Annotated in this window: 14 protein-coding genes; 10 read left to right on the forward strand and 4 right to left on the reverse strand. The window is 50.4% G+C overall.

The genetic code is table 11. The features are described from left to right. The first annotated feature begins 109 nt into the window (after nt 1-109). From ACZ5ZZ_RS02195 to ACZ5ZZ_RS02205, 3 genes are all read left to right on the forward strand, one after another. The gene (locus tag ACZ5ZZ_RS02195; protein WP_464142355.1) at nt 110-1960 is read left to right on the forward strand and encodes a hypothetical protein; all 1851 of its coding nucleotides are present in this window, start codon (nt 110-112) and stop codon (nt 1958-1960) included. 11 nt (nt 1961-1971) lie between these two features. Continuing rightward, entirely contained in the window at nt 1972-4278 is a 2307-nt protein-coding gene (locus ACZ5ZZ_RS02200) for a hybrid sensor histidine kinase/response regulator (protein WP_464133137.1), read from the forward strand. A gap of 136 nt (nt 4279-4414) precedes the next feature. Continuing rightward, nucleotides 4415-4996 (forward strand): hypothetical protein, encoded by a 582-nt coding sequence (locus tag ACZ5ZZ_RS02205; RefSeq protein WP_464119966.1) that lies wholly within the window; start codon nt 4415-4417, stop codon nt 4994-4996. A gap of 8 nt (nt 4997-5004) precedes the next feature. Here the strand turns inward: ACZ5ZZ_RS02205 and alaS are convergent, their stop codons facing one another. From alaS to ACZ5ZZ_RS02220, 3 genes are read right to left on the reverse strand one after another with little or no spacing between them, the layout of a single operon-like run. Next, nucleotides 5005-7728, reverse strand: a complete 2724-nt coding sequence (alaS, locus tag ACZ5ZZ_RS02210) for an alanine--tRNA ligase (RefSeq protein WP_464133139.1) — start codon at nt 7726-7728, stop codon at nt 5005-5007. Next, nucleotides 7715-8179 (reverse strand): regulatory protein RecX, encoded by a 465-nt coding sequence (locus ACZ5ZZ_RS02215; RefSeq protein ID WP_464119968.1) that lies wholly within the window; start codon nt 8177-8179, stop codon nt 7715-7717. The genes alaS and ACZ5ZZ_RS02215 overlap by 14 nt, the downstream gene beginning before the upstream one ends. Nucleotides 8180-8202: 23 nt before the next feature. Next, nucleotides 8203-9363 (reverse strand): metallophosphoesterase, encoded by a 1161-nt coding sequence (locus ACZ5ZZ_RS02220; protein WP_464133141.1) that lies wholly within the window; start codon nt 9361-9363, stop codon nt 8203-8205. 90 nt (nt 9364-9453) lie between these two features. Here ACZ5ZZ_RS02220 and ACZ5ZZ_RS02225 point away from each other — a divergent pair, with 90 nt between their 5' ends. After that, nucleotides 9454-11142, forward strand: a complete 1689-nt coding sequence (locus ACZ5ZZ_RS02225) for an AMP-binding protein (RefSeq protein WP_464119970.1) — start codon at nt 9454-9456, stop codon at nt 11140-11142. A 55-nt stretch (nt 11143-11197) separates the two neighbouring features. Here ACZ5ZZ_RS02225 and trpS read toward each other — a convergent pair whose 3' ends face one another. Beyond that, the gene (trpS, locus tag ACZ5ZZ_RS02230) at nt 11198-12196 is read right to left on the reverse strand and encodes a tryptophan--tRNA ligase (RefSeq protein WP_464119971.1); all 999 of its coding nucleotides are present in this window, start codon (nt 12194-12196) and stop codon (nt 11198-11200) included. Nucleotides 12197-12582: 386 nt separating this feature from the next. Between trpS and ACZ5ZZ_RS02235 the strand changes: the two genes are divergently transcribed. The 6 genes from ACZ5ZZ_RS02235 (at nt 12583) to ACZ5ZZ_RS02260 (ending at nt 15981) form a co-directional block, all read left to right on the forward strand. Beyond that, on the forward strand, nt 12583-13215 hold the full coding sequence (locus ACZ5ZZ_RS02235) for a GNAT family N-acetyltransferase (RefSeq protein WP_464119972.1): 633 nt from the start codon (nt 12583-12585) through the stop codon (nt 13213-13215). Further along, nucleotides 13184-13276 (forward strand): hypothetical protein, encoded by a 93-nt coding sequence (locus tag ACZ5ZZ_RS02240; RefSeq protein WP_464121381.1) that lies wholly within the window; start codon nt 13184-13186, stop codon nt 13274-13276. Before ACZ5ZZ_RS02235 ends, ACZ5ZZ_RS02240 begins: the two co-directional genes overlap by 32 nt. A 29-nt stretch (nt 13277-13305) precedes the next feature. Further along, a complete protein-coding gene (locus ACZ5ZZ_RS02245) occupies nt 13306-13758 on the forward strand; it encodes a phosphatidylglycerophosphatase A family protein (protein WP_464141037.1) in 453 nt (150 codons plus the stop codon). Beyond that, nucleotides 13758-14243: a CinA family protein gene (locus tag ACZ5ZZ_RS02250; protein WP_464133145.1), complete on the forward strand. Its 486-nt coding sequence runs from the start codon at nt 13758-13760 to the stop codon at nt 14241-14243. The genes ACZ5ZZ_RS02245 and ACZ5ZZ_RS02250 overlap by 1 nt, the downstream gene beginning before the upstream one ends. A 70-nt stretch (nt 14244-14313) precedes the next feature. Further along, nucleotides 14314-15441, forward strand: coding sequence for a recombinase RecA (gene recA, locus ACZ5ZZ_RS02255; protein ID WP_464119975.1), 1128 nt, complete (start codon nt 14314-14316; stop codon nt 15439-15441). 189 nt (nt 15442-15630) lie between these two features. Beyond that, the gene (locus ACZ5ZZ_RS02260) at nt 15631-15981 is read left to right on the forward strand and encodes a DUF488 domain-containing protein (protein ID WP_464119976.1); all 351 of its coding nucleotides are present in this window, start codon (nt 15631-15633) and stop codon (nt 15979-15981) included. The last annotated feature ends 10 nt before the right edge of the window (nt 15982-15991 follow it).

Consider the following 15991-nt stretch of genomic DNA (forward strand, 5'->3'; position numbering starts at 1 on the left):
CTTTACTAGCACTTGGTCTGAGTTCCCTCTGATTTAAGGGACAGACTCGCGTTTCTTGATTACCCTATGTGTTAAGGAAAATTTGCCGAAGGAACGTTACGTGAAATCCATGCTTTCATCTTTGATCGTCATTCTTGTTTGCTCCTTATCTATTGCTCAGGACAAAGCTCCTGAAGCCCCTTCCACCCCGGCACCAGCCGCTGCTGAGACCAAACCTGCCACCGATTCAGAGAAGAAGGCAGAGCCTTCACAAGCTGCATCGGAATACTCCAAGCCTCTGTTTTTCTCGGTCATGGATCAGGAACTGAAAATTAAAAATCCCGTCGTGGAGTATGATCTGAAGACCTCCAAAGGAAAGCAGATGGACATCGGTGGAGTCACTTTCAGCAGTGATTCCTTGGTGGCGAAAATGGAAAACTCAAGCCTGATTGTGACATGGAATTACGATCTGGTTGCAGGCGGAGATCTTTCAATTATCAACCAGCAGGGAAAAGAGCTGTGGAAACAGACGGTGCAGGGCACGGGCTCTTGGAAGTCAGCTGAACTGAGCGGTGCCAAAGCTCCGCCGTGGAAAGACGGTGAAAGATTCCGTTTCTGTCTGCGTTCAGAGGTCGGCAAAGGCTATGCGAGCATCTGCTCACAGTGGTATGGGGTTGAGATCAAAGATGGGCAGGCACAAATTGGTGTGACCAAATCCGAAGCCACTGCACGCGTGATTTTCCAAAACGAAGAAGGAAAGCTGCAGGGCTCAGAGGAAGTGGCTGTGGGAACGCCAGTGCAGTTTCTGGCGACGCTGACATCAGATGCGACGTATGAATTCGTTTCCGAGCCGGTGATGCCTGTGGTGCGGGACATGATCGAATCTGAGAAAGCAGGTCAAGTCACGTTGACGGCCGAACTGCCGCGCCCGCTCAAAGTTGATTCCACAATAATTCAGGGAGAGCAGTATGGGACTGTGACCCGCATCCTGGGTTTTGAAAGCACCATTGGGGCACCCAAAGATTTATGGCAGGCCGATCTTCCGCAGAAAAACACCCGCCTTGTGATTCCTGGAAAATCTGGTGGCGTCTTCGTTTATGGATTGGAAATTGCCGATCCTCCGAGACAAAAGGATCGTCGCTTTATTTCCTACCGCGCTCCGAAGGGTACTTATTCTTCCAGAGACCAGGTGCCAGTGCGTGATATAGAAGACAAAGTGACGCCTTGGCATTTCGATGTCCCGCAGAAGTTTGCGATGAATACGGTTCTGTTGGAAGTTCCTGGAGAAAAAGCAAATCACAAAGCATATATGGAAATCTATCGTGCAGGTGCGGGCGAGGCGAGTCTTCGTCTGACCGGTGTGGTGACCAGCGAAAGTGATTATGTGGTCCTTGGTGAAGGGCACGTTTCCTGGTGGTTCAATGATCTTTTTGACTGGCAGAACTATTACTTGTCCAAACAACGATGGGGTGTCAGTGCGAAGTACTTCACTTCGTTAACAAAACTTCCGGCATCCACGGCGGGGGGCGGTTCTGAAGATGTGAATCTGAACGTGGCGGATGTGGATTTACGTTATCGTTTGACTCCGGGACTTTGGGAAAAGGATGAAACTTTGGGTGTGATTCTGGCCTACGAGGCCATGTCCTTGGGGGACACCAATGTTCCAAAGATGGGAGCGGGTCTGTTCTGGGCGCGCTCTATGCCGCGAGTAATTGATTATTGGTTCTCGAAGCTTCCGTTCATGAACTATCCAAAATGGGTTGATATGGAGTTCATCAAGTACATGTCGTCCACGGACAGTGACATCACCCTGGGTGATGACTATGTTTTGAATTTCCACGGAAAAGTTTTGTGGACCTCCAGCTTCTTTGGCGAGGCGGGGTTTGGTTTGAAGAACTACTACTACGAGAAAAAGTCTGACGGCTCCGGAGCCAAATTAACGACCTTCTATGGAACCGTGGGGTTGGGGCTTAACTTTTAAACGGAAGGTTGATGAAAAAGAAGCTCACCTTTGTCCATCTTTTTTTGCTGAACCAACTGGTGACCACCCTGGTGCTTTTGACGGTGCTGGGGGTCTATGGGACTCACTTGTTCATTCAGGAGCAAAGAGCATTGCGCGAGCGCATGGAGCCGGCTTCCGTTCGGGAAGTAGAGCGAATGAACCACGATTTTGCCGCTTTGGAGGCCAACGTCCTGAGGCTTAAAAGCATGGTGGAGCTATTTGATGTCATGCCCAAGGGCACGCGCATTGAAAAGTTCCGTCAGTTTGCCTCCACAACCATCGCCAGTCACAGCAGTCAGTTTAATGCTTACGTGGCTTTGGGGCCTCGTCTGGCGAATGAATACTTCGGAAAAAAAGCTTACGTCTATGTCCTGCACCGGGACTTTTCACTTTTCGCCAGTCCACAGTACAATGAACCTTCGACATTCATTGCCGAGGTTTTTTCTGAACCTGGATACGACCGTGACCCTGATCAACAGTGGTGGTGGTTGAATGAAAAGAATCAAAACGTCAATTATTCAGATTTCTACTTCGACAAAGGCTTCATGGAAAAGGTCATGTTCAGTGCGACCACCGGCATCTATAAGGCTGGTAAGTTGGAGGCCGTTGTTGGAATTGACACGTTGGCGGGTGACATTGCCCACCGTCTGGGAAGCTTCAAGCTGGGGGAAACCGGTGGGGCTGTCATTGTGGATGAACATGGGCGCCCCGTGCTGCCCTTGATCGCCAAAGATTTGCCTTTGCTGGGTTACAGATATCTGCGGGCTTTAAGTCAGGACGAATTTAAGTCCATGCCGAAGCTTTCGCAGAAAGTTTTTAATATCCAGGCGCAAAAACAGATTCGGGAGTTTCCCGGCGCTGATGGAAAAACTTATCTGACCTACTCCAATCCGATCAAAGGCAAGTCCTGGCATCTGGTAATCTATCAGGAAAAGTCGGAAGCTTATTCCGGTTTGTACTTCCGTTTGTTCTTCTTTGGATTTGTGGCCTTGGTCACGTATGGCGTCTTTACGGTGATGGTCTGGATGACCGGGAACTACGTGATCAAGCAGGATAAAAAAGCCCTGGCCCAATTGCAGGAGTCCCGGGATCGGGCTGAGGCCGCCACTCGCGCCAAGTCACTTTTCTTGTCCACGATGAGCCATGAAATCCGCACCCCTTTGAATGCCATGCTGGGCTCGGCGGAACTGTTGAGCGAAACGCCGCTGGGTTATGAACAGAAAGAACTCTTGAGCTCTTTGCAAAGCGCAGGAGAAACCCTGCTTAGCATGTTGAACAATATCCTGGATTATTCGAAGTTCGAGTCCGGCCGAATGCAGATGGAAAGTCGTGAGTTTCTGCTGAGCGATCTGGTGCGTGAGGTTCAGGCGTTGATTGCCACGGCAGTGCTGCGCAAGAATCTGCAGTTTGTGTTTCATCCTCCGGAGTATGATCGGTGGATTGTGGGGGACTCCCTGCGTTTAAAGCAGGTGCTGATGAATCTTCTGGGGAATGCAGTGAAGTTCACAGATCGTGGGGTCATTGAGCTGACCATTCAGCCCTATCCAGCCGCAGAAGATGGTCGTGAAGTGATCTTCTTTGAGGTCAAAGACACGGGTATCGGTATCGCGAAAGAAAATCTGAAGAAAGTCTTTGATGAATTCGGGCAGGAAGATTCTTCCGTCACCCGACGCTTTGGGGGAACAGGGCTGGGGTTGAGTATTTCCCAGCGAGTGGTGCAGTCCATGGGGGGCGAACTTTATTGTGAAAGCCGCCAGTTTGTGGGTTCACGTTTTCATTTCTCGCTGAAGTTTGTTTCGCGCAAGGCAGAGTTGTGGAGCCGTCGTCTGGCGATGGATCTGAACCTGGCTCCTGCGGTCCCCGTGACGGATGCGGCCCCAAAGGTGGTGGACAGTGGTCGTCGCACGGTCTTGATCGTGGATGACATGGAAGAAAACCACACGCTGTTAAAAGCGTATATCAAGCGCTTGGACTTTGTGACCACGGAGTCCGCCTATAATGGTTTTGAATGTCTGGAAATGTGGGAAAAGAATCACTACGACCTGATCTTTATGGACGTGCAAATGCCGAAGATGTCGGGTTTGGACACCATTCGCAAGCTGCGTGAAATAGAACGGGTGCGCGGCCTGCGCCGGACCCCAGTGGTGGTGATTTCAGCCAATAACTTTACAGAAGATATCGAGAAAAGCCTGGTTGCCGGTGCCGATGAACACCTGGGTAAGCCGGTGCGCAAGCAGACGGTGCTCGAAGTGGTTCAGAAGTACTGTTTGCAGAATATTGAAACCGCTCAGGTCTAATCTATTTGCACCCACAAAAGTGAAAACTATCAAGACAGCGTTAAGTTCTTAACAGCTATTCCCGATATTACTTAGGTCTGAGCCCGGAACGGATCTTGCCTCTATTCATTATGAAACGGGTAAACAGGGGGAATTCATGACTAAGCGTTTGGCAGTGTTGGCTGGTACAGTCTGTCTCATTGTGGGATTTCAGAATTGCAGCCAAAGTGCACTTCAAACATCCGAAATGGCATCCATGAACGATGTCTCTGTGATCGTGCCTCCGGCAGCTGGTGGCGAGTCCCCCACAGAAGCCAGCAAGGTCACCTATGTTGAAATTCCCAATATCTCTGAGGACGGCGCAGTATCTGCAAAGGCCTCCGAAGTCAGCCCTTACCGACTGGTGATTGCAATCGATTCGGGAAAAATTCATCTGGTCGATGATGGGAACAACATTCTGCAAGAGCGTTGTTTGGGGTCTGCTAATCTGGCGGAACTTAAAACAATCCTGAGTGGTTCCTCTGTGTGTGCGGCGCCGGTGAAATCGAATGATATTTGTGCGATGAAGTACACGCCAGCTTATGCCTCTTTATATGCAGATGAAAAGCGTGTGAATCTGGGCGAAGAAAAAGATTCCTGCGGCCGGGGTCGCCAGGATTTATGTGGCGGCTTGGCTGATGTTTTCCAAGCTTACGTCGCCCATGTCCGCGCCAACTGGTCGGACATGAGCTGCGAATAGCCAGGTCTTTACAGACCCAGCATTGATTTGATCTTACTGAAGGCTTCGTTCATTTGCGCACGATTTGGTGCGGCCCCTTGAGCGAAGTCTGGGCGACCGCCCCCTTTACCACCCATAATACCAGCAACTTCCTTCAAAAGATCGCCGGCTTTGGTTTCGGAGGTGATCTCTTTGGAAACACTCACGATGATCGGGTGACTGCCGTCCCCCTGGCCAACCACAACCACGATGCCGGACTGGATTTTGTTCTTCAGATGATCAGTGACCTCTGCCAGAACCTGACGGTCATCCAAAGGAACATCCGCCAATACCAGTTTCGCAGAAGCGCCGGCTTTGGTTTTGAAGGTCAGGGCTTTGGCAGCAAGATCATCGACGTTGACCTGTCCGCCCTGCAGTTTCTTCATTTCTTTTTCCAGCTGCTTCACCTGATCTTTCAGGGACTCCACACGGTTTGCCAAAGTGGCTGTTTCGCCGGTGGTTTCCAGATGCTTGATATAGTGCGGGCTTTTTTGGAAGCCTGCGGCTGCCAAAGCATCATCCAGATGATTTACAGCGCTCATCACATAGTGAACGGCATTGTCAGCAGTAATCGCCTCGATACGGCGAACGCCTGAGCTGACACCTGCTTCAGAAACGACTTTGAACAAGCGGATTTCGGAAGTGTTCTTTACGTGTGTGCCGCCGCACAGTTCGCAAGAGAAATCACCCATCGTCAGAACGCGCACGTCGCTTGCGTACTTTTCCCCAAACAGTGCCATGGCCCCTTTTTCAAGGGCGGCCTTGTGGGACATCATCTCGGTTTGCACCGGATTGGCACGCGCGATCTGTTCATTCACCAGGTCTTCGATCTTTTTGATTTCTTCAGAAGACACCGGCTTGTTGTGAGTAAAGTCAAAGCGGGTCTTTTGCGAATCAACCAAAGAACCGGCCTGAGTCACGTGCGTGCCCAGTACTTTGCGAAGAGCCGCATGCAACAAGTGAGTTGCAGAGTGGTTCGCAGCCGTATTGCGTCTTTCAACTGGATCCACGCCCGTCACAACGGCATTGCCCACTTTGAACGAGCCGTGTTCGATCTCAACATGATGAAGAACGATATCGTCGATTTTTGTGGTGTTCACGACACGCGCACGGTGGGTGTCCTGCATGATGTAACCCACGTCACCGGACTGACCTCCTCCTTCACCATAGAAGGTTGTTGCATCCAGAATCATCAAACCGGAATCGCCGGTTTTGAGTTCTGAAACTTCAGCCTGGCCATTGGAAAGGGCCATCACTTTACCGTCGCCGATGGTTCCTTCATAGCCCAGGAAGGTCACTGTTTTGCCGGACTGAAGATAGTCTTTGGCAAACTTGATCATGTGAGCTTCGTCAGCGCCCATGGATTTGCCTTTCCAGGAGGCTTTGGATTTGGCACGGTTGTCTTCCATTTCCTTTTCGAACGCGGCTTCATTCACTTCGATGCCTTGTTCGTTGGCTATCACGCGAGTCAGATCGGCAGGGAAGCCATAGGTGTCATACATACGGAAGACGACTTCGCCGGAAAGCTCTTTAACGCCTTTGGCTTTGGCCTTGGAAAGTTCATCGGCCAGAATCGCGGTCCCTTTGTCCAAAGTGGCGATGAAGCGGTCTTCTTCGTCACGGATGGTGTTGATGATATGGTCGCGACGGGTTTTCAGCTCTGGATAAACAGAGCCCATGCTTTCAATCAACGCTTCCGCCATGCCAGGCAAGAAGGACTTGTCAGCAGAAAGCTTGCGCCCGTAACGGATGGCGCGTCTCATGATACGACGAAGCACGTAACCGCGGCCTTCATTGGATGGCAAAGCGCCGTCAGCAATCAGGAAAGACGTGGAACGGCAGTGATCGGCCAGTACGCGCAGAGCGGCTGTAGTTTCCGCCGCCGCAGGGTTTTTCGCCAGCACCTCTTTGTCTGTGATGTATTCAATACCACCGATTTTGCAGGCATGTTGAATCATCGGCTGGAAGAGATCGGTGTCATAGTTGTTAAACACACCCTGCATGGCTGCAGTCATGCGCTCCAGACCGCCACCAGTGTCCACAGAAGGCTTCGGCAGCGGTGTCAGAGTGCCCGGAGGATTTTCAAAGTACTGCATGAAGACCAGATTCCAGATTTCCACGAAGCGGTCTTCGCCGGCCGCGATGCCTTTGTAAGGATCGTCGATGGTGCCAGCTTTGGGGCCGTGATCATAGAAGATTTCTGTGCACGGACCGCAAGGACCGGTGTCACCCATCTTCCAGAAATTGTCTTTGTCGAAGCGGAAAATGCGCTCACGCGGGACACCTTCCTGGGTGTGCCAGATGTCGGCCGCTTCATCGTCAGAAAGGTGAACGGTCACGTAAAGCTTTTCTTTCGGGATCTGCAATTCTTTTGTCAGGAATTCCCACGCAAAGTGAATTGCATCCTTCTTGAAGTAATCGCCGAAAGAAAAATTCCCCAGCATCTCGAAGAACGTGTGGTGACGTGCGGTGAATCCCACGTTTTCCAAGTCGTTGTGTTTACCACCGGCGCGCACGCATTTTTGTGCGGTCACGGCGCGGTTGTAGTCTCGCTTCTCAAGACCCAGGAATGTGTTTTTAAACTGATTCATTCCGGCGTTGGCGAAAAGCAACGTAGGATCATTTTCAGGAATCAGGGAAGAAGAGGCGACATGTTTGTGTCCGTTCTTCTCAAAGTATTTGATAAAGGCGTTTCTGATCTCAGAGCTTTTCATAAATAACCTTTCTTACGGTCTCAGAATCGAATCCACGGGAAGCCAGCAAGCGGCCCACACGGGCTTTTTCCTCACGGGAAAAACTGTGGTCCTCGTCGTACTTATTTTTGACAATCGCCAGCGCCTTTTCAAGCTCCAAAGCGCGATCGGTCTCAATAGTGGGAAGACCTTTTTCCTTAAGGTAGTTGTTGATGTAATAGATGCCTTTGTTGCGGCGATGAAGCATGTCGGCCAAACGATGGGCCAGGTCCAACGGGTCACCCAACCAGCGGTTGTCTTTGGCGAACTCGATGGCCTCGTCGATGATATCCCCCACGTCATCTTCGTCCGAGAACTTTTCGCGCAGCTTGGTGCGCAGTTCTTTTTCGGAATGGTCCCGGCGCGCGATCATGTCCATGACCTTCTTTTTGGCGGCTTGTCGGGTTTTTAGGGGATCTTTCTCTCGGGACATAGGGGAAATTAATACCCCGTTTTTTATTTCTTGCGAAGGATAATTTCAGTCAGCTCGCAATATGTTCCCAGGCGCAACTGAGGTCCCCAATAGCCGGTTCCCTGATTGACATAGAGCTGCATGTCGCCGATGCGGTACAAGCCCTTGTTGTAGCGCTGGAAGAAAACAATCAACAGGTTCCATGGAAAGAACTGGCCACCATGAGTGTGACCGGAAAGCTGCAAATCCACCCCCAGCTTTTCGATTTTTTTAGCCAGTGCCGGCTGATGGGACAAAAGGACCTTAAAGCTGTCCGTTTTCAACTGAGCATGCACCTTGGCCAGGTCCGGTCCTTCTTCTTTGAAATGGTTGGCGGCAGGGTCGGGGATGCCGATCATCTGCAACTCGGCAGTTCCGAAACGAAGGGATTCGGCCTGGTTAATCAGGACCCGGAACCCGATGTCGCGAAAGGCCTGAAGGCTCTTACTGCCGTTCCAATAGTATTCGTGGTTTCCGGGCACGTAGTAGATTCCGTGTTTAGCCTGAAGACCTTTTAAGATCTGGAATTCTTCGTGGTGCTTTTCCGCGAAGCTGTCCAGTATGTCTCCGGTAAATACGATCAGGTCGGCGTCCAGGCGGTTCACCTGCGCCACCAGTTTTTTAACCAGCCGAACAGGCAGGCTGGGGCTGATGTGCAGATCGGTGATATGAACAATGCGCAGATTTTCCAAGTCGGCGGGCAGATGAGCAAACTTGATGGGCACCGTTTTATTAAAGGCCCCTTTGCGCACGATCAGATGACCTACAAGGATGAATAACAGCGGAAGCCCCATCAGTGTCGTCGTGGCCTGAGCGCTGTAAAGCGTTTCCAACGACAATGATTCAACCGAGATCTTATCCGCAAATGCCAGGACGTCACGCAGAATTACAAACGAAATCAGAAAGTTGATATAGGCCATGACTGTCAGGGCGCCGTTCATAAAACGATCGCGCCATGGATTGTGGTCCGGACGCTTTTCGCGCAGAAGAAGTGTGAAGCTGCCTAGGACCAGGGCGAACAGGAAGGCCAGAAAGCTCACCAGCAAAGTTGTGCCTTGCCACGAAAAATCTGTGAAGCGAGTCAATTGGTGCGAAACATAGACGAAGATCACAAGAACAAAGGTGCTGGCGATAGTGCGAAAAATTCCCATGGATTTTTTTAACATGTCCCCTTGTCTTTGCACAGTCCAATGTAGAAACACACGTCGGCGAGTCGAGTTAGAAGTGCTAACCTTAGAAAATCCCTGGAGGTTTGTATGAGCTTTCGCAATGAATTTGAACAGGCGAGGGATTTTTTAATCCTGCATCGCTCGGATTATGATTATGCCTATAAAAACTTCCGCTGGCCGCGCTTGGATGAATTCAATTGGGCCCTTGATTACTTTGACCCAATGGCCAACGGCAACAGCAAGATTGGACTGTGGCTGGTGGATGAAACGGGGCGGGAAAAGAAATTCAGCTTTTCAGAATTGTCCCGACGATCTAATCAGGTTGCCAACTTTATGCGAGCTCAGGGATTGCAAAGAGGTGATTCCATCTTTCTGCTGATCGAAGATGATGTGGCCTTGTGGGAAATCATGCTGGCGGCGATGAAGGTGGGGGCCATCCTGGTGCCCAATAATCCGCTGTTATCCCAACAGGAACTGAAAGACCGTCTGGATCGGGAAAAGATCAAACTCATAGCCACAACCAAGTCTCACACTGCAAAGTTTGATGTGGTGGCCTCTGGAGTCATTCCCATTGTTGTTGATGGTGAGCAGGAGGGCTGGATTCATTACGAAAACGCCTATCTGGAAAGTTCAGAGTTTGAGCCTGAAGGGAAAACCAAGGCGACCGATCCGCTGTTTCGCTATTTTATTTCCACCAGTGGTGTGAAACCCAAAGCTATCGAACACAGTCACGGCGGGTTCGCGGTCGGGCATTTGTCGACCATGTACTGGATGGGCTTGCGTCCTGGGGATGTGCACCTGGCGATCAACTCCACAGGCTGGGCGATGCACGACTGGAATTCGTTCATTGTGCCTTGGAATGCCGAAGCGACGGTCTTTGTCTTCAAGGAAAAACGCTTTAATGCACGGCTGATTCTGGATGTGCTGGAAGAATATCCAATCACAACCCTGTGCGCGCCACCGACAGTTTGGCGGCTGCTGGCTCAGGAAGAGATTGCTGCCAGTGAAATCAGTCTGCGTGAAGTGATAAGCACAGGTGAAGCATTGACGGCGGATCTTATCGTGAAGATTCACAGTGCCTGGGGACTTTTCCTGCGGGATGGGTATGGACAGACAGAAACTGCCACGTTGATAGGAGTGCCTCCTGGGGAAAAAGAAAGTCTTGGGACCACCGGGAAAGCCATGCCAGGCTTTAAAATCGCGCTGCTGGACGGACAAGGGGAGCAGAGCGACACTGGGGAAATCTGTGTGGATATCTCAGGCAATCCATGGGGCTTGATGAGCGGGCTGGACAGCACTCAAAAATATTATCACACGGGGGATTCGGCCTATGTCGATGCTTCTGGAAATTATACTTACTGTGAACGCATCGATGGATTGTTTAAGTCCTCGGGTTACCGCATCAGTCCTTTCGAGCTTGAATTTGTTCTGAAGGACTTCCCGTCGATTCGGGATGTGGTGGTTGTTCCCAGTCCGGACCCCGTGCGTGAGGCCGTTCCCAAAGCTTTGGTTTCTGTTGTAAAAGGGGTGGAGCCCACCAAAGAGCTGGCTTTGGACATTATGAACTTTGCGCGCACCAGACTGTCACCGTTTAAACGGATCCGCCGCCTGGAATTTATGGAAATTCCCAAAAACACGGCCGGCGAAACTTTGCGTTCTGACTTGATTGCGATGGAAAAACAAAAGCGCCAAAGCGGTGAACGGGCGCCCTATGAGTTCTGGGAAGAGGATTCCAAGATCAGCATTGCCGACACCTGGGCGCAGGAGCTGCCGTAGGCAAGCCAGTGGAAGTTCATGCAAAAAAAAGAGGGCGGTTTGTACCGCCCTTTTCTTATTGGAGTCCGACTCCCATCAAAGATTTCATTTCTTTCAATGTCTGGTGGACCTTGGTCTGCGCCTTCAGAGAACCCTCTTTGCAGATTTTCAGAACTGCCTGTGGGTCCTGAGCGTACTGCGCACGACGTTCGCGCATAGGGGCGATGATCGTGTTGAGAACCTCGGTCAGCCGCACTTTCAAAGTGCCATCCCCCAGACCGCCGCGCTGATAGTGTTCTTTCAGTGCAGCGACTTCGTCTTTTCTTGGATCGAAGACATCCAGGAAGCTGAAGACCACGTTGCCTTCCACTTTGCCTGGATCTTCAATGCGGATGTGCCCTGGATCAGTGTACATCTTTTGAACTTTCTTTTTGATGGTGTCAGCATCGTCGGAAAGATAGATGGCGTTCCCCAAAGATTTACTCATCTTCGCCTTGCCGTCGATGCCTGGCAGACGGCCAGCCACACCCGGCATACCTTTCACAGGCTTAAAGAAGTCCGTTTTGTAGATATGGTTGAAGCGCTGAGCGATTTCGTTGGTCTGTTCGATCATTGGATTTTGATCTTCACCGGCTGGGACCAGGTTGGCCTTGAATCCCAGAATGTCGGCGGCCTGGCTGACGGGATAAGTCAGGAAGCCGGCAGGCAAGGATTTTTCCAACCCTTTTTGCTGGATTTCCGTTTTTACGGTGGGATTTCTTTCCAGGCGTGCCACGGTGACCAGATTCATGAAGTAAGTGGTCATCTCAAACAGTTCTGGGATTTCAGATTGAACGAAGATCGTGCTTTTCGCCGGATCAATACCCGCCGCCAGATAATCCAAAGTTACTTGCAGAATGTTTTCGCGAACTTTGGTGGTGTCATCGTAGTTGTCCGTCAAAGCCTGAACGTCTGCGATGATGACGTATTGATCGTGGGAGTCCTGAAGATCCACGCGGTTTTTAAGCGATCCAACATAATGGCCAAGATGGAGGGGACCTGTTGGGCGGTCGCCCGTAAGAATGATTGGTTTCATAAAAAAGCTATAGCATTAACGGAAGTGGCTGGGAACTGAGTTCTGGAAAGAAAATAGGTCGGCCCCGAGAGTCTTAGAGGTGAAACCAAACATTTTAGTTTCCGGCGTTTGATCTACAACTGGAGAGCTATCAGAGTGTCTACGAAGTAGACCAAGCTAGCCAACAGAATCATCCAACGAATCATGGGGCCTCCGTGAAGGCAGTATGCGAAAAGGACTCGGAGAAGTCGAATCGCTAATTTTGATGGAAGCCATAAGTTTTTCGCACTGAGTTATGATCAGTCGAAGGTGAAAGCCACTTGAAAATATTTTTGGTTGGTTTGCAGTTGAGTCTTTTTTGTGACGGGAACTTGCCTGTTGGGAGGTCGAAAAATACGACGTTGGGTATGCAGTCCGAGTGTTTTGAGATCTATAACAAGCAAAACGGGCACACGTACTCTTTCCGCCCCTTTTCCATCGAACGTGATTTTGATGTCTACTCCAAGTGGATGAATCAGTCGTACGTATCGCAATGGTGGAACTTGGCAAAATCTCCGGCGGAATTAAAAACTCATCTGGAAAAAGAACTCGCAGATAAACATCAGAGTCTTTTTATCGGTTGTGTGGATGGGGTTCCCGTCAGCTATTGGGAACGCTATTGGTTGCAGCAGGATATTCTGGGTCGCTATGTGGAAACTCAGCCCTTTGATCAAGGGTTGCATTTCCTTATTGGTGAAAAGGAATATCTGGGCCGCAGATTCACACCGTCGCTGATTGCGGCTTTCTTGAAATTTCTTTTTCAGGATGTGCGCACGCAGCGGGTTTTTGGTGAACCGGACATCAACAACCGCATGGTGCTTCGCTATGCAGAAGCCACGTGTTTTGAGATGCAGGGAGTGGTGGAGATGCCGGAGCGCTCTTCGGCGGTGATGGTCTGCCGTCGGGAAAAATTCTTCACAAAATATTCGGCCCAATCCGGCGAGCTCTGGAGGTCTTCTTTGCGGGAACCTGTGGGCTTCCATCAGGAACTGCACCTTTAGTTCTGACGCTTCTCATTCTGCATTGCAAGGCCTGTGGGTCCGGCGTACGTCATCGGTATGATGACAAGCTTTCTGATACAACTTGCGACTATGTTCGGTATCGGCCGTTTTCCCAAAGGCCCCGGTACTGTCGGCACCCTGGTGACTATTCCTATTGTCATTCTTTTAAGCAAACTGGGGCCGCTCTATTATATGGGGGCGGTGATTTTGCTGCTCCCAGTCGGAATCGCGGCCTGCGAAGCTTATGAGCAGGTTAAGGGCGGTCATGATCACAAAGAGATCGTAATTGATGAGGTTTTAGGTTTTCTGATTACCATGGTTTGGCTGCCAATGACATGGCAAGCCATTTTAATCGGTTTTGCCTTGTTCAGAGTGCTGGACATCACAAAGCCTTTATTCATAGGATATTTAGATAAGAAGATCCAAGGAGGACTTGGGGTGATGATTGATGACGTGGCCGCGGGGATAATTGCGAGCCTCATCATGCAAGTGATCTACACTCAAACCAACTGGTTGGGCTCTCAGATTCTGGTGGCAAACTAATGTCACTGAGTCATGAAAAGCTTCAAGAACTCATTCGATCCCTTCGCGACCAAAAACTCACAGTGGGTTTTGCGGAAAGTTGTACTGGAGGTGCACTTTCGGCTTTTGTAACAGAGCAAGCAGGCGTGTCCGACATATTTCTAGGCTCTGTGGTTTCTTACTCTAACGAGGCGAAGGTGGATCTTCTGGGGGTTCGTCGAGACACTCTCATGCAAGAGGGTGCGGTGAGCGAGACAGTCGCTCGTCAAATGGCGCACGGAGTGCGTCGTCAGCTTAAAACTGATTGGTCTGTGGCAATCACAGGTATCGCTGGTCCGACAGGTGGAACACCGTCAAAGCCAGTGGGCACTGTATGCTTTGCCATCGCTGGACCGGGTTTTGAAGATTCCCGAAAAGAACTCTTTTCAGGCGATCGCAAATCCATCCAGATGGCTTCGGTAGACTACGCAGTGTCTTGGCTGAAAGAAGTTCTCGACAAGAAATAGTAAAAGGCCCCCGGCCTGAATTTTAAACAATAAAAGTGTCGTGACAGAAGTCACGAGAGAGGGACGACAGATGGCAAACGCTACTGTAGACAACAAAGCAAACTCAGAAAAAATCAAAGCCCTTGAATTGGCTGTTTCGACTATCGAAAAGCAATTCGGTAAAGGCTCTATCATGCGTCTGGGCGCGAACGAATCTTTGGTTAAAGACGTTGAAGCGATCAGCACGGGTGCATTGAGCTTGGACATCGCTTTGGGTATCGGCGGTCTTCCAAAAGGTCGTATCGTTGAAATCTACGGACCAGAGTCTTCTGGTAAAACAACTCTGTGCTTGTCTGTGATCGCTCAAGCTCAGAAAAAAGGCGGCGTTGTTGCCTTCGTCGATGCGGAACACGCGTTGGACGTAAACTATGCTCGTAAACTGGGTGTGAACACGGAAGATCTTCTGATTTCCCAGCCAGACACTGGTGAACAGGCTTTGGAAATCACTGAAACTCTTGTTCGCTCCGGCGCGATCGACGTATTGGTTGTCGACTCCGTAGCAGCCTTGGTTCCTCGCGCAGAGATCGAAGGCGACATGGGTGATTCCCACGTTGGTTTGCAGGCTCGTTTGATGTCCCAGGCTCTTCGTAAATTGACTGCGGCGATCAATCGTTCCAACACTCTGGTTATCTTTATTAACCAAATCCGTATGAAAATCGGTGTTATGTTCGGGAACCCTGAAACAACTACGGGCGGTAACGCTTTGAAATTCTACTCTTCTGTTCGTTTGGATGTACGCCGTGTGGGCGCGATCAAAAACGGTGAGGACGTGACTGGGAACCGTACTGCGGTGAAAGTTGTTAAGAACAAAATGGCACCTCCATTCACCAAAGTTGAATTCGACTTGATGTACGGTGAAGGTATCTCTGAAGAAGGCGATCTTCTGGATCTGGCAGTGACTGCGGGCATGGTTGAAAAATCCGGCGCGTGGTTCTCTATCAACGGCGAGCGCATGGGCCAAGGCCGTGATGCTGCGAAGACCTTCCTGAAAGAGCACCCAGAGTACATGACTGAACTTCGTAAGAAGATCCTTGCGGCCAACGGTATCGGCAAACTTTTGGTTGATACCAACGGCAACAACGGCGAAGACCACGAAGGTGTTGAGCCAGAAGTTGAAGCTGAAGACGCTCCGAAAAAAGGCAAAAAAGGCAAACACTAGCTCGCGCCAGCGGCAGAGCTGGAGCGACGGCAGTCGCGCAAGCTGAAGCAACTCCAAAACCCACTCCTAACAAGAGTGGGTTTTGTTTTTTTCCCCACCCTAAAGGTACCTGCTCACTTTTGCAGAAGCTGCGCGTAAAATGGAAGAAATCCAACGCAGAGCTTCTGCAAAAGTGAGCAGGTACCTTTTATGATTAAGATTAAACGAGTTTATGAAAAGCCTAGTCGGGATGATGGTTATCGTGTTCTTGTCGATCGTTTGTGGCCGCGGGGAATTAAGAAAGAAGAGCTGAAATTCAGTGAGTGGCCCAAGGAGATTTGTCCCAGCACGGAGCTGCGCAAAGAGTTCGGACACAAGCCCGAAAAGTTTTCTGAATTCAAAACGGAATACAAAAAAGAACTCAAGGCTGCGGCAGCCCAAGATAAGCTCGCTGAGTTGGCGGAGCGTGCGCAAGCTCAGAACGTCACCTTGTTGTATGCGGCTCGGGATGAAAAGATCAATCATGCTCATGTGCTGAAAGAGGTTTTAGAAAAGTTCTGATCTCCCTCTG

Source organism: Bdellovibrio sp. HM001 (assembly GCF_055397275.1).